The following is a 20,030-nucleotide window of genomic DNA, read 5'->3' as shown; positions in this document are numbered from 1 at the left end:
CTACCCAGCGGGCCGGGCAGTACCATCCGTTGCAGCATATGACCGGTACAATTCGCGCCGTGCGCCGAGAGCCGCTTCCGCACGTTCCAGCGCTGCCTGGCCCAATACAACCCGAGTGGGCGGGAGAGACAGGTCGCTTAGCTCGAGGACGGCATCGGCAATGGCCTCCGGGTCGTTCGCCTGGCGGCCATCGGATGCACGGAATGCGTCTTCGACCTTACTGCGCATCGGTTCATAGATCGGGAGCCGCTCGGCCGCCTTGCGCAGACTGCGGCCGGCAAACCCTGTGCGCATGCCGCCGGCTTCGACGGCGGTCACATGGATGCCGAACGGTTGTACCTCGATGGCGAGCGTGTCGGACAGTGCCGAAAGACCCGCTTTGGACGCGCAATAGAGTCCCAGACCGGGATAGGATTCCACCGCCGCCAGCGACGAGATATTGATGATCCGGCCGGGCGTCGCCGTCCGCAGGTAAGGCAGGGCGGCCCGCATGACGGCCAGTGGCGCAAAGAAGTTGACCGCGAAGATCTCGTTCGCTTCCGCATCGTCGATTTCCTCGACAGCGCCCGCGAGGCAATAGCCGGCGTTGTTGACGAGCACGTCGATCCCGCCGAGCCGCGTTGCTGCTGTCTGCACTGCCGCGGGAATGTCGCCGAGGCGCGACACGTCCAGTTGCACCGCATGCGATCGCCCGGGCGCCAGCATTTCGAATTCCTCTGCCCCGCTGCGCAGCGTGCCGACAACGGAGTCACCCCGCGCAAGCGCTCCTTTGGCGATCGCCCTGCCGAGCCCTCCGGAAACGCCCGTGATCAGCCAGCGCCGGCTCACTCCTGCCAGCCGTCGAAGACGTCTCCCGCCTCGTTCTGGATCATCGTTGCAGCCTCCATCTGGCCGTAGACGAGGGCATTGCCGATCACATCGAGAGTGTCGGACTTGGTGACCCCCCACGCCTTGCACAGCAGCACGCTTTCCCGAATGCCTTCGGCGAGCCGGGACATCACATGGTAGTAGAGCATGTGCGTCGGCCACATCTGTTTGGGCAGGACGTAAAGCATGTTCTCTATCCGCGCGCGATGCGACTTGAGCAGCCGCGGGCGATGCTCGGCCATGAAGCGAACGTAAGGCGGAATCTCGCCGATAGTGCGCAGATACCAGTCGTAGATCTTGGCTTTCTCGTCGGCCGTGAGATTGACCGTCGAATAATCGATGCCCGATCGGAAGGCGTCGATGTCGGCAGCCCAGCCTTCCGGATAATTCGCTGGATTGGCGGGCTTGTCCTCGAACTCGATGTCCTTGGCGGCTTCAGCGATCGCCTGCATGCCGCGCGGGCCGGCATGGATGAAGGACATCGCGAGCATTTCCAGCGCCTCGGCTTTGCCCACGCCCCGCGCCCTCCAGCTATGCAGAACGTAGCGGACGCCGGTGACGTAGCCCTGAAGCGCATAGAAGGCGAGGGTGCCGTTACCGGTGATCGCCGGCTTCACCCGCAATGTCAGGCTGCAATAGAGGCGGTAGCGCTTGAGCACCTCGGGATTCTGATCGAGCCACCAGTCGAGGCCATCCAGCGAATGGCCGAATTGCGTCGCGTAGTGCTGCCGAAACGCATCCGCCTCGCCCGGGGCAAGCTCGGTCGGCTTCGACAGGTCGAGCCCGCGGTGCACCCAGCTCCCGTTATCCGGGTCGAAGCCATGATTGATGGCGCGTAGCTGTTCGATGGGTTCGGCCATCATTTGATCTCCTGCTGTGAACGCCCCGCATAGCTGGCACCGGTCGCCGATCCACGATCAGCGCCGCTTGGGCGGTCAGATATCGCGTCGTCGAAATGGGCGCCGACGCGGCCGCTTTTTCGCCGCTGGGCATGGCCTCTCGTTAGATGTCGTCTGCACCCTACAGGAGACAGCAACATGGCGGAGCAACGCAGGATCGCTTTGGTAACGGGATGCGGCAAGCCCGACGGGATCGGGGCCGCGATCGCTCGCCGCCTGAGCGCGGACGGGCATGTCGTGGTCGTGGTCGACATCGAGGCGACCGGTGTCCGCGATAGTCACGAGCCGGCCGACAGTGTCGCGCAAGATTGGCGCGGTGTGGAATCGCTCGTGGCCGAACTCGAGGCCGCAGGTGGTGCGGCGAGTTCGGTGACCGGCGACATCAGCGTCGAAAGCGATGCCGAGCGGATCATCGCCCACGCCGTGGACCGGCACGGCGGTCTCGACATTCTCGTCAACAACGCGGGAGCGCCTTTCAGCCTGGGGCATGGCGACATCGCGGAAGTCGATGCCGGCGAATTCGACCGTGTCATGGCCATCAACGTGCGCGGGACCTTTCTGATGGGGCAAGCCGCGGCGCGGGTGATGCGCCCGCGCAAGTGGGGCCGGATCATCAACATCGCGTCCGTCGCCGGGCGCCAGGGTTCCCGGCTGAACTCGGCCTACGCGGCGTCGAAGGCAGGCGTCATCGCTCTTGCTCAGACATGGGCACTGGATCTGGGGCCCGATGGCATAACGGCGAATGCCGTTCTTCCCGGCTTCATCTTCACGACCCGGACGCTCAGCGCCATGAGCAAGAAGGCGGGCGGTGCGGACATCGATCGAACCGCCGCCGTCAAATCCGCGCCGAATATACCGGTCGGCCGTCCGGGATCGCCTGAAGATGTCGCTGCTACGGTCGCGTTCCTGGCGTCGGATCACGCGGCCTTTACAAACGGACAGTCCCTGATCGTGGACGGAGGAAGCTTGCGCCTGTAGCCGGATTTCGGGATGAAGGCGGACGTATCGCAAAGATGCTGCCGTGAGGATAGATCAATGAAACCGGCCATCGAGGCAATGAACCTTATCGACGATCGCGTCGCGATCGACCTGAAGGAGCGGTCGGATTCCCTGGTCGGGCGGATCGCTGCGGATGTCGCGCGAGCGATTACCGAGGGACGCCTCGCGCCGGGGGCGAACCTCAATTCCGTGGAACTGGCCGCCCGCTTCGGCACCAGCCGTACCCCGGTTCGCGAAGCCTTGATGCTGCTCGAAAAAGAGGGGCTGGTTGAGATTCCGCCGCGTCGCCGGCCGCGAGTCTCCCGAGTGAGTCTCGAGGAGATCGAGGAACTCTATCAGATCCGCGTCGTGCTCAATGGCCTCATGATCGCCTCTTTCGTTCGCAACGCGGACGCGGAGCATATGCGCCGTATGGACGTGCTGCACGAGGAGATCAGGCGACATGCCTACGGAAACCAGGACGCATTCCTGGCCAGTCGGCGCACGCTGCACAACCACTGGCTCGACAATTGCGGCAATGGCAGTCTGCGCGACCTGCTCGGCACCTGGAAGATGCGGATGAGCGTTGGCCGACTGGTGCAGATGCGCGCTGACGATGTCGAACGCTCGCTGCGGGATCACGAGCGGCTCGTGATGGCCTGCTGGGACCGGGACGAGACCCTGGCCGTGGCGCTGATGCAGTCGATGACGCTTTCCGGTCTCGCCGCCATTAAGCGCCAGCATGGCGAGCGGGCCTGAAGCCCCGCCGGATACGCTCCTTGCGCGGCAAATTCTTCAAGTAACTCGGACATATCGCGTGGGCGAATAAGGCCGGACCGGCGGCGCTCGCCGTTGACCCGAAGCCCCGCGTGCGGACACTTGGCTGACAGCCGCCAGGGGGCGGCGAGGTCACGCTGAGGTTATCTGATGTTGAAACTGTCCGTATTCATGTCGCCGACCGGTGGGCACGCCGGGGGCTGGCGGCATCCGGACGCCGTGATCGACGCCGGCTTCAACTTCGATCGGTGGATCGAATTCGCCAAGCTGATCGAACGCGGAAAGCTGGATATGATGTTCCTTGCGGACGGGAACGGTGTGAACGGCATCGAGAACCCCGCTCTTCTCAGCCGCAACCCGATCACGAGACCCGTAGTGATCGAACCGGTCAGCCTTCTGTCGGCGCTTGCTCCGGTCACCTCGCGTGTGGGTCTCGTGGCGACTGCCACCACCACCTACGATCAGCCCTTCAGCATCGCTCGTCGCTACGCGGCGCTCGACTGGCTGAGCAAGGGCCGCGCGGGCTGGAACGTGGTGACCTCGTCCAACGCTGAGGACGCCAAAAACTTCAGCCGCGACGAACATGTAGAGCACAACGACCGCTACGAACGGGCCGGCGAATTCGTCGATGTCGTGAAGGACCTGTGGGATAGCTGGGCGGATGACGCTTTCGTGCTCGACAAGGAAAGCGGGGTCTTTCTCGACGGCGAGAAGGTCCGTCTGCTGGAGCACAAGGGCAAGAACTTCTCCGTCCGCGGCCCCTTGAACTCGGCGCGCCCGCCGCAAGGACACCCGGTCGTCATCGTCGCGGGCGCGTCGGACTCCGCGATGGAGCTCGCGGCGCGCACCGCCGACGTTATCTTCACTGTGACCGAAACCAAGGAAGCGGCGCAGAAATTCTACGCCGACGTGAAAGGCCGCCTGGCGAAGTACGGGCGCAAGCCGGACGATCTGAAGGTGCTTCCCGGCACTGCCATCTTCGTCGGTCATACGGCCGACGACGCCGAACGCGATTACCGCCGGTTGCAGGATCTGATCCCGGAGGAAGTCGGAATCCAGGTTCTTTCCAAGATGGTCGGCGTGGATCTTTCGCAATACTCTCCGGAAGATCCGCTGCCGGAACTACCCGAAACCTTGGGTATTCGGAGCTTCCGCAACATGCTTCAGGAGATGGCGCAGCGCGACGGCCTCTCGATCCGCCAGTTGTATCAGCATGTGCTGCCCGCCCGGGGCCATGTACTCATCAAGGGCGATGCGGCGCAGGTCGCGGACGTCATGGAGGAGTGGTACCGGGACAAGGCGTGCGACGGTTTCAATATCGTGGCGCCTTATCTGCCCGGCGGGCTCGAAGGCGTAATCGACATCCTGGTGCCGGAACTCCAGCGTCGCGGCCTCTTCCGCACGGAGTACGAAGGAACGACGCTCCGTGACAGCCTCGGCCTGTCGCGACCGGACAATCGGTTCTTTGCCGCGGCTGCCGAGTAGATGACGCGAACCATGAAAGCTGCCGTCCTGCACGGGGCGGGATCGCCGGACGCCTTCGTCCTGGAAGACGTCCCGGTGCCCACGATCGGACCGGAAGAGGTGCTCGTCAAGGTCGAGGCTTGCGGCGTCTCCTACCGCGACGTGGTCGAACGAAACGGTACCTATCGCCGCGACGTGGTCTGGCCGGCGGTTCTCGGGCTCGAGATCAGCGGCACCGTGGCCGCCCATGGCGAGGCCGTGCTGGATCTCGCCGTAGGCGATCATGTCTGCAGCAAGGCGTTTATCAGTTGTGGGGCCTGCAGGTTTTGCCGGAGCGGGCGCGAGACGACTTGCCGGCGCCGCCGGCCGGTCAAAGGCGGCTACGCCGAATACGTTGCGCTGCCTCAGGACGCTTTCGCCAAAGTGCCGGCGGCCATTCCGTTCGAAGTGAGCTGCTCGCTGGGGCCCGGCGCCGGCGTGGCACTCAACGCGTTGCGCGACACGGCCCGGGTGCAGATCGGCGAGACGGTCTTGGTGACCGGCGCGACTGGCGGTGTCGGTGTTCCCAGCGTCCAGATCGCAAAGGCATGCGGTGCGCGCGTGATTGCCGTCACGCGAAGCGCCGCAAAGCGCGAGTTCCTCGTCGGCATTGGCGCGGACGAGGTGGTCATCGCGGGTGACGGCGAGAACTTCGCCGGAGAAGTGCGCGATCTGACGGATGGTGAAGGCGTGGACATCGTCGTCGACAATGTCGGCAGCCGCGTGTTCGACGCGTGTTTCGACAGCCTCGCCGTCCACGGCCGCTATGCAATGGTCGGGCAATTGTTCGGAGAGGACATCTCGATCAACCCGGCGCGCATCTTCTTCAAGCGTGCGCAGATTCTCGGTGTGGGCAGCGTCAGCCGAGCCCAGCTGGCGGACGCGATCGCGCTGGCGGCACGGGGGATCGTGACTCCGCAGGTCAGCCGGGTTCTGCCTCTTTCCGAAGTCGCGCAGGCCCATGAAATCGTCGAAGGAGGCGCGGCTTCGGGCCGCGTTGTGCTGAAACCATGAACCAGATGCCAGCCGAACTGCCCGATGCCGAACCCGACGAGAGGCTGAAGGCGATCTTCGCCCGCACGGTCGAGAAGATGAAGGAGGTCGTTCGGGAATTCGAAATCACCCAGGACGAACTTCACGTCGCCGGCGACTATTTCAACAGGCTGGGTCAGTCCGGCTTCTGCCGAAGCCTGATCGATGTCGCGCTGGCGATGACCAGCGTGGATGTGACGGCACGCGTGCCAGGCGGCACGCGGCCGAATCTGGAAGGTCCTTTCTATCGAGCCGCGCCGCTGCGGGAGGACGGCGATCTGTTCGCCGGCGATCCGCCGCCGGGCACGCCAGTGCTCCATCTGTCGGGGCGCGTTACCGACGCGGCGACCGGCGCGCCGATCCCCGGCGCGATCGTCGACCTGTGGCAGGCGGATCACGACGGGCACTACGATCTTGACGATCTCCAGTTGTTCGGCCGGGTGCGCGCTGACGAAGAGGGCCGCTATCGCGCGCGAACGGCCGTTCCGAAGGACTACTCGGACCATGATCACGATCCGATCGGCGAGCTGTTCCGGGCTATGGGGCGCCACAATCGCCGCGCTGCGCATATCCACGTCAAGATATGGGAAGGCGAACACTGCCTCCTGACGACGCAGTTGTTCGTTCCCGGCAATCCCTATCTCGACAGCGACTATGTGGAAGGGGCGGTGAGCGATGATCTCCTGATCGGCATGAAGCCCGCCGACAGCGGCGTCGCCGACGAATATGAAGCGGTCTTCGATTTCGCCGTTTCGCGGACCTCGCGATGAGCGCGCTGTGGCAAACCGGAGCGATCACGGCTGCTCCCGGTATTCATGATCCCCTTACCGCGCGCATTGCGGAGCAAGCCGGGCACAGCGCGCTCTATCTGGGCGGCAATGCGATGGCTCTGGGGCTCGGCAAGGGGCAGCCTTTCATCACCTTGTCCGAAACCGCGGCGATCACGGCGCGTGTCACAGCCACGACCGACCTACCGGTCCTGGTGGACGCGGGTGCGGGTTTCGGCGAGCCGGCCCACCTGCATCTTGCGGTCCGCGAGATCGAGGCGGCGGGCGCGACCGGCCTGCATATCGACGACCAGCCTTACCCCAAGCGTGCCGCCTATCATCGGGGCCAGGGTACGCTCGTGTCGCCGGAGACTATGGCGCGCCGCCTGCGCACGGTGGTTTCAGCGCGGCGCACCGCGGCTTTCGCCATCGTCGCCCGAACCGATGCCTTGCGCGTTACGAAGTCGATCGACGAGACGCTCGCGCGCTGCGCGACCTATGTCGATGCCGGTGCCGACGCCCTGATGGTGCTCGATCTCGGTCCTGACGCCACCGAACCGTTTCGCGCAGCCTTTCCGGATACGCCGCTGATCTGGATCGGCGGAGTCGTGCCCCCGATCCCTTCACTCGCCACCTTGGAACAGGCCGGCTTCGCGCTTGCGTGCTATCCCTTCAACGGGGTGGCCCTTATTGCATCCGGCCTGTCGGATCTCTGGGCGGGGCTGGCTCGGAGCGGCACGATCGACCAGCCCGACGAAAGCCTCGCACGCGCCCGGAAGGAAACGCTCGACCTCGTCGAAATGCAGCGTTTCTGGGACATCGAAAGCGGTCAGGGAGACAACCATGGTCGCGCCTGAAAGCAACCGCCTGGCGGCGGTGCTCGACGAGAAATGCGCCGCGGCTCCGAACCATCCGGCAATTCTCTACCATGATCGCGCCATTTCCTATGCGGAGCTTCGCGATCAGAGCCTGGCTGCGACGCGCAGCCTTCTCGCTCTGGGCGTGCGGCGAGGGGACCGCGTCGGCGTCCTCCTGGGCAACCAGCCCGAGTGGGTGGTGATGGCACTCGCCACCTCGTATCTCGGCGCAACGCTCGTCCCGCTCAATACCTGGTACAAGGAAACCGAGCTTGCCTGGACCCTGCGACATTGCGGTCTCAAGCTGCTGGTCAGCGCCACCCGCTTCCTGAAGGCGGACTATCTCGCACTCCTTCACAAGATCGTGCCGGAGGCACGGGGCGCGGCACCGGGCCGCATCGAGGCGCCAGGCTTTCCGGAGCTGGCGGGTCTGTTCTTCGTTGGAGATGCGCCGTCGGGCGTTTCATCCTGGGCGGACTTTCTCGCCTGCGGCCGCGGGGTCGCCGCGGACGATCTCGCCGCTGCCATCGCTCGCGCCAGCGGTGCCGATACCGCGTTCATCCTCTACACTTCGGGCAGCACCGCGGAACCCAAGGGCGTCATGCTCAACGGACGCGGCGTGGTCGAGAACGGGATCGAGTTGGGGCGCAGGCGCGGCATCGTGGCGGACGACCGGGTCTGGTTCGGAACGCCGCTGTTCTACGGCCTGGGCGCGACCAACGCGCTACCGGCGACGCTCACGCTTGGGGCGACCATCGTACTGCAGGACTATTTCGATGCCGGCCGGGCGATCGACGTGATCGAGCACACCGGTGCTACCGTATATTACGGAACCGGCAACATGACGCGCGCTATACTGGATCATCCGGAATACCGGCAGGCCCGGATCGGATCGCTGCAGAAGGGCAATGCCGGCACGGTCGCGGAGTACAAGCGGCTGACGCTGGTGGAGATGGGTGTCGCTGGCGCCGTGCCGGCCTATGGTCTGACCGAGACTTACGGCAATGCCACCGTCGGCAGTCCGGACGATCCGCTCGAGGTCAAGCTCGCGACCAGCGGAAAGCCGCTGCCCGGCATGGAGATGCGGATCGTCGACCCCGCGACCGGCCGTGATCTGCAGCGGGGAGAGGTGGGTCTCGTCCTGATCCGCGGCCACACCACCACCGGCTACCTGCACAACCAGGAGGAAACGGCCAGGGCCCTGCGATCCGACGGCTTCTTCGATACCGGGGATCTGGGGCACTTCGATGCGGATGGGCACTTCATCTTCCATTCGCGTTTGAAAGAAATCATCAAGAGCGGCGGCATCAACGTGTCGCCGGTCGAGGTCGAGCAACTGATCGCCGGTCATCCGGACGTCCGCGATGCTTACGTGGTGGGCGTCGCCGATGCCGTCCGGGGCGAACTGATCGTCGCCTTCGTGGATGCGGCCGCGCGCCTTGCGGAAGACGACGTCCGCGGTTACGTCAAGGAACGGGCAGCCTCGTTCAAGGTGCCGCATCACGTGCTCTTCCGGACCGAAGATCAGTTGCCGCGCCTCGCCAGCGGCAAGGTTGCCAAACATCGGCTGCGGGAAGAAGCTTCGCGCGAGCTCGGCTGTAACGGCTGATGGCTTTTCTCGATGGAATGACCGCGATCGCCGGCGTGGGTGCCAGCCGCTTCGAACGCAGGCCCGAGGCGTCGGTGCTCGAGTTCGCCGGAGACGCGCTTAACGCGGCGCTCGCCGATGCTGGGCTGGACAAGGAGCAGATCGATGGTCTGATCGTGCAGGTCGGATCGCCGCGAGGCGCTGACTACGACACCATCGCGCTGACCTTCGGCCTGTCGCCTTCCTATTGCGGACAGACATGGGCCCACGGTCGGTTTGCCGCGAGCGTGATCATTCAAGCGGCAATGGCCGTATCCGCCGGTCTGGCTACCCGGGTCGCGTGTCTGATGGCCATGAAGAACTCGGACATCGGCCGCATGGGAGAGGCCGACAATCCTTTCTATCACGAGCAGTTCCGTGAGAACGGCGGACCGCATGGCGAGGAAGGCCATATCGGCATGTCCTCACCCATTGCCGGGGCCGCAATGGGGTTCGACCTCTATTGCCGTCGCTACGGCGTCGATCGCGAGCTTCTGGCGGAGATTCCGCTGACGTTCCGGCGCCACGCGCTCCTCACCGACGACGCGATCATGCGCACGCCGATGACGGCGGAAGACTATCGATCGTCGCGCCCGATCGTCGACCCGCTGCGACTGTTCGACTGCTCGCCGGTTGGCGATGGCGCCGTGTGCGTAATCGTCGCGGCAGCCGGCGCCGATGCGCGCGAAGTCCGCATAACCGGTGCGCAAGGGATGCGGGCGGGGCGCAACGAGTTCATCTTTGCACCGAGCGGCCTCGGAATGGCGCAGCAGTCCCACAAGCGGCTCACGCGCGAAGATGCCTGCCGGCAGCGGGTTTACGAGATGGCCGCCGCCCGTCCCGACGACATCGACGTGCTGGGTCTGTACGATTCCTTCTCGCCCCTGCCGCTCTACGCCCTGGAGGATTTCGGGTTTTGCCGCGCGGGGGAGGCGCTCCACTGGATACAAGGCGGCCGGATCGGGCTCGGCGGAGACCTTCCGACCAATACGGCGGGCGGCCAATTGTCGCAGGCCCAGCTCAACGGCTGGGGCCAGATTCGAGAACTGGTTACGCAGTTGCGAGGCGAAGCAGAGCAGCGTCAAGTCCCCGATGCCGCTCGGGCGATGTGGGCCTCGGTCGGGGGCGATGCCTTGATTCTCGAGCGGAGCGCGTGATGAGCGAAAGCTTGGCACCCGCCGTCAACGATCTGTCGCGGCCGTTCTGGAATGCGGCAGCGGAAGGACGGCTCGCGTTACCCTACTGCGTCGCCACGGGATGCCCCTTCTGGCCACCGGCTCCGACGAGCCCTTTCCGCACCGCCGGGGCGGTCGAGTGGCGCGACGCTGAAGCGGTGGGCATAGTGTCGAGCATCGTCGTCTATCGCCGAGCGTTCCAGTCTGCCCTTGCAGAGCACCTGCCGTACGGCATCGCACTGGTCCAAGTTGCGCGAGGCGTCCGATTGCTCGCGCACCTGGAGGATCCCGAGGCTGCTCCAAAGCCGGGAACCCGCGTGAACCTGTGCTTCAGGCGGCTGGCGTGGTCGGAAACACCCGTTCTGGCGATCGCACCGCAGGAGTAACGGGTCGATGATGGAGTTCTCCGCGTGGCTCGGTCGCCAAGAAGAGCGGCGGGATCGGCTCGACGCATCGCGCAGCATGGCGCTGTTCGCGGCCATGGGACGACAAGTCGAGCTGGGTGATGGCGATCCGTTGCCGCCGCTGCATCACTGGCTGCATTTCTGGGACGTTAGAACCCCCGCACAGACCGGTGCGGACGGGCATCCGAAACGAGGCGGGTTTCTCCCGCCGATCGCCTTGCCCCGGCGCATGTGGGCGGGCGGTCACCTCATCTTTCGGCGGCCACTGGTGCTCGGTGCGGACATTCGGCGCGTGTCGACGATCGACGCGATCACCGAAAAGCGGGGGCGGAGCGGGCATCTGGTATTCGTGACGGTGCGGCACGAAATCTTCGACGAGGCGGGGTTGGCGATCGAGGAAGAGCAGGATCTCGTCTACCGCGAGCCCGCTGCAGCTCGATCGGTATCCGTTCCGTCGCCGGATCACGCGGCAGGACCCGACGACGAGGCGCAAAGATCGATCGCGGCCCAGGTGCAGGCCGACCCGATCCTCCTCTTTCGCTATTCCGCACTGACGCTGAACAGCCATCGCATCCATTACGACCGTCCCTACTCGGTGGAGGAGGAGGGGTACGAGGACCTTGTCGTACAGGGCCCTCTACAGGCCACGCTCCTCGCAGACCTGGCCGCCAGCCGGCTCGACCGGCCGCTGGCGACCTTCCGCTTCCGCGGCATGGCGCCAGCGGTCGCGGGCCACTCGCTCCTGCTCCATGCGGAGAACAGCGAAGGGCGGCTGGATCTCTGGACGAGTCAGCGCGGCATCCGTGCGATGACCGCATCGGCGGAATGCCGATGAGCCGCTCGATTGCCTCGGCCCGATCGTGGCTATTCGTGCCCGGCGACAGGCCGGATCGCTTCGCCAAGGCGGCGGCAACGGCTGACGCGGTGATCCTGGACCTCGAGGACGCGGTGCCTTCCGACCGCAAAGCTGAAGCGCGTATCAGCGTCGGGGATTTCCTGGCCAACGGGACATGCGACGAGGCGGTAGTCGCAGTGCGCATCAACCCGGTCGAGACGCTCGCTGGACTGGAGGATCTGCGCGCCCTTCTGCGGCCCGGCCTCGCGCTCGATGCGATCGTAGCTGCCAAAGTCGAGGGTTCCGCTTCACTCTGCCTGATCGACAGGCTGGCCAGCGAAGCCGGGCTGGGGGCAAGGCTCGTTGCGCTGATCGAAAGCGCGCGCGGGCTTCATCACGTGGGCAGTATCGCGGGCGCCTGCGAGAGACTTTCGGGGCTGATGTTCGGTGCGGCAGACTATTCCGCCGATCTCGGCCAGTCGCCCGAGGTGCTCGATGCGGGATACGCACGCGCGGCCATTGCCAACGCTGCCGCGATGGAGGGGCTGGTTGCGATCGATTCGCCATTCTTCTCGATCGACGACGCGGCGGCGCTGGCTCAGTCCTGCGCGGCGGCCACCGGTCTCGGCTTTCACGCCAAGGCCGCCATTCACCCCAAGCAGGTTCCCCTAATCAACGACGGCTTCTCCCCAAGTGCCGAAGAGATCGAACGAGCGACCAGGGTGCTGCAACTGTCTGACGGAGGAGCGAGCGCGATCGACGGCAAAATGATCGACATAGCGATTTTGCGCTGGGCGCGGGGCATAGTTTCACGCGCCGTCTAGGAAGTGCGTTATCCCGCCACGGTGAAGCTCCGAAGAGCCGGACCCCGCACGAGGACGCCATGGCGACTGTTACCACCGAAGACCTGCGAAACATGAAGCCCCTGCGGGTCGCCAATCACACGGTCGGCACACCTGCCGAGACGCTGGCGATGATGGAGGAGGACGGTTACGTCTACTTTCGCGACGTGCTCGATCAGGGCGCGGTCGGCCGGCTCAGGCAGCGGTATATGGACGTCCTGGTCGACTGGGGCGTCGTCGATGCCGGCGCGAGCGAGCCGGTCTGGAACGGCGCGGATCTCAGCAGCTTTCCGGTCAAGATAGAGCCGCTGCACGAGGCGCGGATTTGGGAGGAGTTCGTCTCCGACCCGGCGGTCGACGCGTTCTTCACGAAGTTGCTGGGCAGTCCGCCTTTCTGGCTGGAGATTACCGAGTATCGCATCACGCCTCCCGGTGCGACCTTGCCGGAGGATCCGTTTTTTGGGCGGCACCAGGATGCCTTCTACAACATGGGCATGGAGTGTTTCACCTGCTGGATCCCGTTGATGGAGATCGACGAGCGCATCGGCGGCCTCGCAGTCATCCCCGGGCTGCACAAGGGCGACTTCTTCCACGATCGGGACGACCCGCCCCAGTATCGCATTCCGCCCGGGGCTCTGCCCGCGGATAAGTGGCATAGAAGCCTTTACCGGCCCGGCGACATGGTGATGTTCCACAAGATGACGCCGCATAGCGGTCTGCCAAACACGTCGGACCGTTTCCGCATGTCCATGGACGTACGGGTCGCGCCGATGACGGGCGATTTGCCGATAATCGGCGAGATCCGCCGTTTCGCCGACGATGCCATCGATATCGCCCTTCCCTCCGGGGAAACCGTCACGCTCGCGATCGACGAGAATACCTACTGCCGCTGGACGGCCGGCAAGCGCCTTTCGATCAACGAGCTCCAGGAGCTGTTGAAGGTGGGCGACCGAGTACTTGCATCCGCCAGTGACGGCCACGCGATTTCACTGCGGCCGCCGCGCTGAACGCCGGCATTTCCGCTCTGCCTCCACGCCCTCGTCCAACACAAGGAGCCACCATGGCCTCTCTCACCGTGCCCGAACTCAGGAAAGTCAGCGGCGGTTTCAACCCCGATCGGGGCAACTGGGTGCATCGCGGCCTTGACCTGTCCAAGCCGACCGAGATCACGCGGGAGGAGATCGATGGCTTCCGGGGGCACTACGCAACGCAGTTCGGCCTTCCTCTCGACGGGCTCGACTGGTGGCTCGACCAGAATCCGGAAGTGCTCAAGCGCTACCGGCTATACTGCAGCCTGACCCTGCGCGTCGAACCCGCGGTGATGGGGGGCGGAACGCTCGCCTTCTACATGCTCATGGGCTACGTGACCGGCGCGCGCTACGTCATGCACTCCTTTCTCAACGATGGGCTGAGCAGGGCGCAGGCGAACGAGATGATCGCGATCGCGTTCGTTCACGCAGGCCCGCGCGGCATGCAAACCATCGCGGAGGCGATGGAGGGCCTGGAATTTCCCGAAGAGCCTGAAGTGCCTGCGAAGTTTCCCGAAGGTTGGGCCCCGGACATCGACGCGTTCAGATCGGGCCTCGACTTTTCTACGGTCGACTTTGGTGCGGACGAGAAGGCGAAGCTCTACGATTGGTATCTGCGCACGATCGGGGAGATCCCGCCCTACGTCCGCTTCATGGCGGAACATCGCCCGCGTCTGCTCAAGACGCACCGGGCGCGGATCGAAAACATGCTCTACGTCCTGCCCAAGCAGGTCTGGCCGACCGCGCTGCTGTACTATCACGTCATGTCGCGCACGGCCGAGGGCATTCGCGAGAACGTGCTGCTGTGCAAGGCGTGGGGCGTGAGCAAGTCGGATACGCTCGACGTCATCGGTAACGCTCTCGTCTATGGCCAGATGGAGGCCGCGACGATGGTCCAGCGCGAAGCCGGCGATATCTTCGACGGATGGGAGGGCTGACGCGGTGCAGTCTCTTGCCGATCACGAGAGCGACGAACTCGCGGAAATCCGGCGCGCCGTTCGCGCCCTCTGCGCCGATTTTCCCGGCGAGTACTGGCGCGATCTCGACCGCAGGGCCGAATATCCGACGGCGTTCGTCAAGAGCCTGACGGAAGCAGGGTTCCTCGCCGCGCTCATTCCCGAGGCGTATGGCGGCTCGGGCCTGAATCTCACCGCAGCGGCGGTCATCATGGAGGAGATCCAGGCGAACGGCTGCAACGGATCGGCCTGCCATGCGCAAATGTACATCATGAACACGGTGCTGCGCCACGGCAGCGAGGAGCAGAAGCAGCACTACCTGCCGCAGATCGCGTCCGGCGCGCTGCGCCTCCAGGCGTTCGGCGTGACCGAACCGACCTCGGGCACCGACACCCTTGCGCTACGCACCACCGCGGTGCGCGACGGCGACGATTATATCGTGAGCGGGCAGAAGATCTGGACGTCCCGTGCCGAGCACAGCGACCTCATGCTTCTGCTGGCTCGCACGACACCTCGCGACCAGGTGGAGAAGAAGGTCGACGGCCTGTCGATCTTCCTGGTCGACATGCGTGCCGCGCGCGATGCTGGCATGACCATCAAGCCCATTCGAACGATCATGAACCACAGCACGACCGAGGTGTTCTTCGACAACGTGCGCGTGCCTGCCTCGAGCCTGATCGGCGAGGAAGGGAAGGGGTTTCGTTACATCCTCTCGGGCATGAATGCGGAGCGGATCCTTATCGGCGCCGAGTGCATCGGTGATGCCAAATGGTTTATCGAGAAAGCCTCCGCCTACGCGAAGGAACGGAAGCTCTTTGCAAGGCCGATCGGCGCCAACCAGGGCGTTCAGTTTCCGATCGCGAAAGCCTACGCGGACATGCGCGCGGCCGAACTCATGGTCTATCATGCCGCTGCGCGGTACGAAACCGGGGCGAACATCGGTGCCGAGGCGAACATGGCGAAGATGCTCGCTGCGGATGCATCATGGGCGGCCGCGGACATGTGCGTGCAGACGTTCGGCGGTTTCGGCTTCGCCGAGGAATACGATGTGGAACGCAAGTTCCGTGAGACCCGGCTGTATCGCGTCGCGCCGATCTCGACCAACATGATACTGGCCTATCTCTCGGAACACGTCCTCGGATTGCCCCGCTCCTACTGAGCGGTTTCTGAATTGACCCGTCGACGGGCGAAATTGGGATAACGTGCGGCGAGGAGGGGGTGTGGCATCCCTTCCTCTGGCCGCCCACCTTTCCGGAGCTATCCCGCGAGCTCCTTCAGCGCGATGCTCGTGTCGGCGAGCTTCGCCGGTTCCGGGGCAGCCCCATCCGCAATGAGTCGCCGACCTTGAACATAGTCCTTCATCGCATTCACACAGTCGAGCGCGATCATTCGGCCGTTCTTCAGATAGACGACCGAAAAGGTCCGCGAGGCCGGATCACCGCGAATGACGGTGTCATCGTGCCCCGTTGACAGGCCGGCGGTCTGGAGCCGGAGATCGTATTGATTGGACCAGAACCAGGGGAGGGCCCGGTAGGGTTGCGGTGCGCCCACGATTGTCTTGGCCGCGGTCATTGCTTGGTCCGTAGCGTTCTGGACCGACTCCAACCGGATCCGTTTGCCCTCCGCGAAATCGCTGATGTGAGCGGCGCAGTCGCCGATCGCATAGATGTCCGGGAGGGTGGTTCGGCAGTGGGCATCGACATCGACGCCGTTGTCCCCCTCCGCTCCTGCCGCGAGCAAAGGCCCCACCTCAGGAACAATGCCGATCCCCACCACAACCATCTGAGCTGGAATCACCTCTCCGGATTCGATCCGCACCCCGTTGGCACGCCCACTGCCCTCGATCGCGGCCACCGCTGCGTTGAGCCGGATGTCCACGCCGCGAGCCCGGTGTTCCGCTTCGTAGAAGCGCGACAGACTTTCACCGGCAACCCGCGCGAGCACGCGAGGGAGCGCTTCCACGACTGTTACCTTGTGTCCCAGGGTGTTGAGCACCGCGGCGGTCTCGAGCCCAATATAGCCGCCGCCGATTACGACCACTTCGAGCGTATCGGAGAGCGCTGCCATGAGCTGGTCGGCATCGGCTTTGGATCGCATGACGTGAACGCCATCGAGATCTGCGCCCGGACATGCGAGCGTTCGCGGTGTGCCGCCTGCTGCCCATACCAGCTTGCCGTAGCCGATCGTCTCACCGCTCGCGAGCGCCACGCGATGCGCTTCGGCATCGACGGTCAAGACACGTCGATTGGTTAGCATCGAGATATCGCGCTCCTCCCAGAATTCCGCGGGGCGGATCAGCAGGCGCTCGAATGGTTTTTCGCGGGACAGATATTCCTTTGTGAGTGGAGGCCGTTCGTAGGGAAGTTCCGGCTCGCTGCTCACGATGGCCAGGTTGCCGCCGAACCCCTGCTGGCGCAGATTGATCGCGACCTGTGCTCCAGCGTGCCCGCCTCCGACAATGAGAACATCGAATGCGGTCATGTCCGCGCTCCAGTGGGTTGAGATGACGGGATACTTCGCGCGGGCCCGGCGCTGCAGCGCCTCAGGCCGCCGCAGGCTGGGGACCGCGGACCAATCGGCCAGGCAGACAGCCCGTTGGCTCGCTGGCGCGATAGGTCACACGGCCGGAGAGGACCGTTGCAATGAAACCCTCGGCGCGCTGCATCAGCCGCGTTCCGCCGGCGGGCAAGTCATGGACGAAGTAGGGACGCTGCAATCGGATCGCTTCCAGATCGATCAGGTTGAGATCCGCCTTCAAACCAGGTGCGACCAACCCGCGGTCGAGGAGGCCGACGGCTTCGGCGTTCGCCCGCGTCAAGCCGCGGATCAATCGTGGGATATCGAAGCCGTCCGCTGCGTCGCGGCCCCAATACGAGAGCAGGAAGCTGGGAAAGCTCGCATCCGTGATGAAGCCAACGTGCGCGCCTCCGTCGCCCAGACCGAACAGCGCGTTGGAATCACCGATCATCGCGCGGCAGGCAGACAGGTCGTAATCGAGATAGTTCACGACCGGCGCAAACAGCAATGCGCGCCCGTCCTCCTCCAGGAGGAGATCGTAGGCGATTTCTTCGGGTCGCCTGCCTTCGCGTTCGGCGATGGCGGTGACCGACTGATCGCGCGGAGGGGCGTAGTCGGGCGGATTGCTCAGCCGGAAAACGCGCTCGTTGGACAAGCGGCCGAGCAAGGCGAAAGTGGACTGCGCAAGCGGATCTTCCGAAAGAATGCGTTCCCGGACCTCCGGGTCGCGCATCCGGGCGACCCGCTCGTCCAGCGGGAGGTGGGCGAACTCACGATAAGTCGGGGTGCCGGAAAACGGGTTCTGCGTTCCTTCCAGGCCGAACAGGATTCCGATCGGTCGAGGGGCGACGACCGTACGCATCGGCAGGCCGTCAGCGGCTGCTTCGCGCGCCAGCTCCATCACCCGGCTCCAGACCGCGGGCTGATGGTATCGTTGCGTCACCGAGATCAGGGCAGGTCGGCCGGATATCTCGACGATCCGGCGCAACATCGCGAACTCACTGTCGGGATCGGGAGCATCCCAGTCCGAAATGACTTCCAGAATGCCGTGGCCGGCGTCCGCCATGCCAAGCGCGATTTCGGTGAGCTCGTGCTCGGCCGCGCGCAGCGTAGGGATGGGGTCTCCGGCGAGAGTCTTGTGTCCGATGGTGCGTGAGGTCGAGAAGCCCACCGCACCTGCGCGCATGGCCTCCGCGGTCAAAGCGCGCATCTGGGCCATGTCTTCCGGCGTTGCCGCCTCGAGCCGAAGCGCACGTTCGCCCATGACGTAAAGGCGCAGGGCCGCATGGGGCAGCAATGCGCAGATGTCGGCGTCGTGCGTGCGCCGCTCTACAGCCTTCAGATACTCCGGAAAGGTCTCCCACGCCCAGTCGAGCCCCTCGGAAAGGCATGGGTTGGGAATGTCCTCGACACCTTCCATCAGCGCGATGAGGCTGTCGCGGTCGCTTGGGCGGACAGGTGCGAACCCGACGCCGCAATTGCCCATCACGACAGTGGTGACGCCGTGCCAACTGGTGGGAGAAAGGTGCGAGTCCCAGATCGCTTGCCCGTCGAAGTGCGTGTGGATGTCGACGAAACCGGGCGTGACGAGCAAGCCTGTGGCATCGATCTCTTCCTTCCCCCGGCCGGCCACTGCGCCGACGTTGCTGATGCGATCGCCCGAGATCGCAATGTCGGCCGTTCGAGGCTTGCTGCCGCTCCCGTCGATCAGGGTGCCGTTTCGGATTACGAGATCATATTCTGCCATGGCCTCGCGCTACCACGTTCGCGTCGCGATCGACGGTCGTCGCGTCTGCAGCGACCTCGATATCGCCAATTCGAATTCCGGTGAGCGATGCTTCTCCGGTTGTCTGGGCGCTGATATTTGGCCGCTCAATTAAGGAGACCGACATGGCGAACGAGAGCTTCAACACGACTCCACTGCCCGGCCCTTTCGGGGTTGCCGTGGAAGGACTGGATATAGCGGCGGCCTCGCCGGCCCAGTTCAACGCGCTGGTGGACCTCCTGTACGAGAACCATATCCTCGTGATCCGCGGTCAGGATCTGTCGCCGCCGGAATATATCGCGTTCGGACGCAAATGGGGCGAACTGGTCCCATACTTCCAGAAGCGCTGGACGTTGCCGGACTATCCCGAAGTCCTCCTCATTACCAATGAGGCTGTGCCTGGCCGCGCCCTCCCGCCGGCGGAGAACTGGCACGCCGACGGAACCTATCTGGAACGGCCGCACAGCGTCACAATGCTATACGGGCGCGAGGCCCCTGATGAGGGCGGCGAAACCTGGTTCGCGGGAACCGCGCAGGCCTACGACGGGCTGGACGCCGAAACGCGGACGGCGCTCGAAGGACTGATGGTCCAGCACGTCAAGAACGGCGGTGACAAGCTGGCGCTCGCCGAGGAGCACGAGCGTGCGCTTACGCTCGAGAGCCAGACGACCGAGGAGGAGCGAAAGGGGCTCCGCCCGGTCGTGCACCCGATGGTCTTGCGCCATCCGGCCACAGGCCGACCGGCGCTCTACTGTTCGACCACCACCGCCTACGGCATCGAAGGCATGGAGGAGTCTGAGGCTGTCGAACTGATCCTGAAGATCAAGCGGCATGTCCTTCAGTCACAATATCGCCAGAGCCACAAGACGCTGCCCGGCGAGATCCTGTTGTGGGATAACTTCGCAGTGCTTCACAAGGCGGCCCCGACGCCGCTCAGCAACGCGGATGGCGAGCGCCGGTTGCTTCATCGGATAACCGTCAGCGGGCTCCCGGAACGTTTCGCCGATCGGGCGGCTGCCTGAACCGGCCCCCAAAGCAGGTGGGAGGCCCCCACGCCACAGAACAGGAAAAGAGCATGAAGATCCTCGTGCCCGTGAAGCGGGTGATTGACTACAACGTGAAGCCTCGGGTGAAGGGGGATGGCACGGGTGTTGATCTAGCGAACGTGAAGATGAGCATGAACCCGTTCGACGAGATCGCG

General features: G+C 64.6%; 19 protein-coding genes and 1 pseudogene. 16 read left to right on the top strand and 4 right to left on the bottom strand.

Features of this window, described 5'->3' with window-relative positions; genetic code table 11:
• Window positions 1–828: an SDR family NAD(P)-dependent oxidoreductase gene (locus JNO53_RS14290; RefSeq protein ID WP_203112986.1), complete on the bottom strand. Its 828-nt coding sequence runs from the start codon at window positions 826–828 to the stop codon at window positions 1–3.
• Window positions 825–1,730, bottom strand: coding sequence for a hypothetical protein (locus JNO53_RS14285; protein WP_203112974.1), 906 nt, complete (start codon window positions 1,728–1,730; stop codon window positions 825–827). The genes JNO53_RS14290 and JNO53_RS14285 overlap by 4 nt, the downstream gene beginning before the upstream one ends.
• Window positions 1,731–1,904: 174 nt before the next feature.
• On the opposite strand from JNO53_RS14285, the gene JNO53_RS14280 reads away from it, so the two are divergent.
• From JNO53_RS14280 to JNO53_RS14215, 14 genes are all read left to right on the top strand, one after another.
• A complete protein-coding gene (locus JNO53_RS14280; RefSeq protein ID WP_203112971.1) occupies window positions 1,905–2,744 on the top strand; it encodes an SDR family NAD(P)-dependent oxidoreductase in 840 nt (279 codons plus the stop codon).
• A 57-nt stretch (window positions 2,745–2,801) separates the two neighbouring features.
• Window positions 2,802–3,503: a GntR family transcriptional regulator gene (locus JNO53_RS14275; RefSeq protein WP_203112968.1), complete on the top strand. Its 702-nt coding sequence runs from the start codon at window positions 2,802–2,804 to the stop codon at window positions 3,501–3,503.
• Between the two features lie 168 nt (window positions 3,504–3,671).
• Complete coding sequence (locus JNO53_RS14270) at window positions 3,672–5,006, top strand: LLM class flavin-dependent oxidoreductase (protein WP_203112965.1); 1,335 nt, start codon at window positions 3,672–3,674, stop codon at window positions 5,004–5,006.
• Window positions 5,007–5,018: 12 nt separating this feature from the next.
• On the top strand, window positions 5,019–6,038 hold the full coding sequence (locus JNO53_RS14265) for a quinone oxidoreductase family protein (RefSeq protein WP_203112962.1): 1,020 nt from the start codon (window positions 5,019–5,021) through the stop codon (window positions 6,036–6,038).
• The gene (locus JNO53_RS14260; RefSeq protein ID WP_203112959.1) at window positions 6,035–6,826 is read left to right on the top strand and encodes a dioxygenase family protein; all 792 of its coding nucleotides are present in this window, start codon (window positions 6,035–6,037) and stop codon (window positions 6,824–6,826) included. Before JNO53_RS14265 ends, JNO53_RS14260 begins: the two co-directional genes overlap by 4 nt.
• Window positions 6,823–7,680 (top strand): isocitrate lyase/PEP mutase family protein, encoded by an 858-nt coding sequence (locus JNO53_RS14255; RefSeq protein ID WP_203112956.1) that lies wholly within the window; start codon window positions 6,823–6,825, stop codon window positions 7,678–7,680. The genes JNO53_RS14260 and JNO53_RS14255 overlap by 4 nt, the downstream gene beginning before the upstream one ends.
• Window positions 7,667–9,289, top strand: coding sequence for a class I adenylate-forming enzyme family protein (locus tag JNO53_RS14250; protein WP_203112953.1), 1,623 nt, complete (start codon window positions 7,667–7,669; stop codon window positions 9,287–9,289). Before JNO53_RS14255 ends, JNO53_RS14250 begins: the two co-directional genes overlap by 14 nt.
• Window positions 9,289–10,464, top strand: a complete 1,176-nt coding sequence (locus tag JNO53_RS14245) for a thiolase family protein (RefSeq protein WP_203112951.1) — start codon at window positions 9,289–9,291, stop codon at window positions 10,462–10,464. Before JNO53_RS14250 ends, JNO53_RS14245 begins: the two co-directional genes overlap by 1 nt.
• Complete coding sequence (locus JNO53_RS14240; RefSeq protein WP_203112948.1) at window positions 10,464–10,868, top strand: Zn-ribbon domain-containing OB-fold protein; 405 nt, start codon at window positions 10,464–10,466, stop codon at window positions 10,866–10,868. Before JNO53_RS14245 ends, JNO53_RS14240 begins: the two co-directional genes overlap by 1 nt.
• Window positions 10,869–10,875: 7 nt before the next feature.
• The gene (locus JNO53_RS14235) at window positions 10,876–11,721 is read left to right on the top strand and encodes an FAS1-like dehydratase domain-containing protein (protein WP_203112936.1); all 846 of its coding nucleotides are present in this window, start codon (window positions 10,876–10,878) and stop codon (window positions 11,719–11,721) included.
• Window positions 11,718–12,545: an HpcH/HpaI aldolase/citrate lyase family protein gene (locus tag JNO53_RS14230; protein ID WP_203112933.1), complete on the top strand. Its 828-nt coding sequence runs from the start codon at window positions 11,718–11,720 to the stop codon at window positions 12,543–12,545. The genes JNO53_RS14235 and JNO53_RS14230 overlap by 4 nt, the downstream gene beginning before the upstream one ends.
• Before the next feature lie 59 nt (window positions 12,546–12,604).
• A complete protein-coding gene (locus JNO53_RS14225) occupies window positions 12,605–13,570 on the top strand; it encodes a phytanoyl-CoA dioxygenase family protein (RefSeq protein WP_203112930.1) in 966 nt (321 codons plus the stop codon).
• 53 nt (window positions 13,571–13,623) lie between these two features.
• On the top strand, window positions 13,624–14,529 hold the full coding sequence (locus tag JNO53_RS14220; RefSeq protein ID WP_203112921.1) for a hypothetical protein: 906 nt from the start codon (window positions 13,624–13,626) through the stop codon (window positions 14,527–14,529).
• A gap of 4 nt (window positions 14,530–14,533) precedes the next feature.
• Complete coding sequence (locus tag JNO53_RS14215; protein ID WP_338015368.1) at window positions 14,534–15,706, top strand: acyl-CoA dehydrogenase family protein; 1,173 nt, start codon at window positions 14,534–14,536, stop codon at window positions 15,704–15,706.
• A gap of 98 nt (window positions 15,707–15,804) precedes the next feature.
• Here the strand turns inward: JNO53_RS14215 and JNO53_RS14210 are convergent, their stop codons facing one another.
• Both JNO53_RS14210 and JNO53_RS14205 read right to left on the bottom strand, forming a co-directional pair.
• Window positions 15,805–17,028 carry an NAD(P)/FAD-dependent oxidoreductase gene (locus tag JNO53_RS14210; RefSeq protein WP_203112916.1) on the bottom strand — a complete coding sequence of 408 codons (1,224 nt, stop codon included), beginning with the start codon at window positions 17,026–17,028 and terminating at the stop codon, window positions 15,805–15,807.
• 61 nt (window positions 17,029–17,089) lie between these two features.
• Window positions 17,090–18,811 (bottom strand): N-acyl-D-amino-acid deacylase family protein, encoded by a 1,722-nt coding sequence (locus JNO53_RS14205; RefSeq protein WP_203112911.1) that lies wholly within the window; start codon window positions 18,809–18,811, stop codon window positions 17,090–17,092.
• Window positions 18,812–18,954: 143 nt separating this feature from the next.
• On the opposite strand from JNO53_RS14205, the gene JNO53_RS14200 reads away from it, so the two are divergent.
• Both JNO53_RS14200 and JNO53_RS14195 read left to right on the top strand, forming a co-directional pair.
• Window positions 18,955–19,851: a TauD/TfdA dioxygenase family protein gene (locus JNO53_RS14200; protein ID WP_203112908.1), complete on the top strand. Its 897-nt coding sequence runs from the start codon at window positions 18,955–18,957 to the stop codon at window positions 19,849–19,851.
• Window positions 19,852–19,904: 53 nt separating this feature from the next.
• Window positions 19,905–20,030 (top strand): annotated as a pseudogene (locus JNO53_RS14195) (electron transfer flavoprotein subunit beta/FixA family protein); the annotation flags it as partial.

Origin of the sequence: Altererythrobacter sp. C41 (assembly GCF_016803135.1) — a bacterium.
Lineage (GTDB): Bacteria > Pseudomonadota > Alphaproteobacteria > Sphingomonadales > Sphingomonadaceae > Pelagerythrobacter.
The sequence above is the reverse complement of the archived record's forward strand: the minus strand, read 5'-3'. Positions and strand labels throughout refer to the sequence as shown.

Excerpts from the sequence above, each read along its gene's own strand:
- JNO53_RS14235 (WP_203112936.1), top strand. The coding sequence starts at position 10,876 with ATGATGGAGTTCTCCGCGTGGCTCGGTCGCCAAGAAGAGCGGCGGGAT.
- JNO53_RS14220 (WP_203112921.1), top strand. The coding sequence starts at position 13,624 with ATGGCCTCTCTCACCGTGCCCGAACTCAGGAAAGTCAGCGGCGGTTTC.
- JNO53_RS14230 (WP_203112933.1), top strand. The coding sequence starts at position 11,718 with ATGAGCCGCTCGATTGCCTCGGCCCGATCGTGGCTATTCGTGCCCGGC.
- JNO53_RS14240 (WP_203112948.1), top strand. The coding sequence starts at position 10,464 with ATGAGCGAAAGCTTGGCACCCGCCGTCAACGATCTGTCGCGGCCGTTC.
- JNO53_RS14245 (WP_203112951.1), top strand. The coding sequence starts at position 9,289 with ATGGCTTTTCTCGATGGAATGACCGCGATCGCCGGCGTGGGTGCCAGC.
- JNO53_RS14250 (WP_203112953.1), top strand. The coding sequence starts at position 7,667 with ATGGTCGCGCCTGAAAGCAACCGCCTGGCGGCGGTGCTCGACGAGAAA.
- JNO53_RS14285 (WP_203112974.1), bottom strand. The coding sequence starts at position 1,730 with ATGATGGCCGAACCCATCGAACAGCTACGCGCCATCAATCATGGCTTC.
- JNO53_RS14265 (WP_203112962.1), top strand. The coding sequence starts at position 5,019 with ATGAAAGCTGCCGTCCTGCACGGGGCGGGATCGCCGGACGCCTTCGTC.
- JNO53_RS14225 (WP_203112930.1), top strand. The coding sequence starts at position 12,605 with ATGGCGACTGTTACCACCGAAGACCTGCGAAACATGAAGCCCCTGCGG.
- JNO53_RS14210 (WP_203112916.1), bottom strand. The coding sequence starts at position 17,028 with ATGACCGCATTCGATGTTCTCATTGTCGGAGGCGGGCACGCTGGAGCA.
- JNO53_RS14255 (WP_203112956.1), top strand. The coding sequence starts at position 6,823 with ATGAGCGCGCTGTGGCAAACCGGAGCGATCACGGCTGCTCCCGGTATT.
- JNO53_RS14205 (WP_203112911.1), bottom strand. The coding sequence starts at position 18,811 with ATGGCAGAATATGATCTCGTAATCCGAAACGGCACCCTGATCGACGGG.
- JNO53_RS14270 (WP_203112965.1), top strand. The coding sequence starts at position 3,672 with ATGTTGAAACTGTCCGTATTCATGTCGCCGACCGGTGGGCACGCCGGG.
- JNO53_RS14275 (WP_203112968.1), top strand. The coding sequence starts at position 2,802 with ATGAAACCGGCCATCGAGGCAATGAACCTTATCGACGATCGCGTCGCG.
- JNO53_RS14260 (WP_203112959.1), top strand. The coding sequence starts at position 6,035 with ATGAACCAGATGCCAGCCGAACTGCCCGATGCCGAACCCGACGAGAGG.
- JNO53_RS14280 (WP_203112971.1), top strand. The coding sequence starts at position 1,905 with ATGGCGGAGCAACGCAGGATCGCTTTGGTAACGGGATGCGGCAAGCCC.
- JNO53_RS14200 (WP_203112908.1), top strand. The coding sequence starts at position 18,955 with ATGGCGAACGAGAGCTTCAACACGACTCCACTGCCCGGCCCTTTCGGG.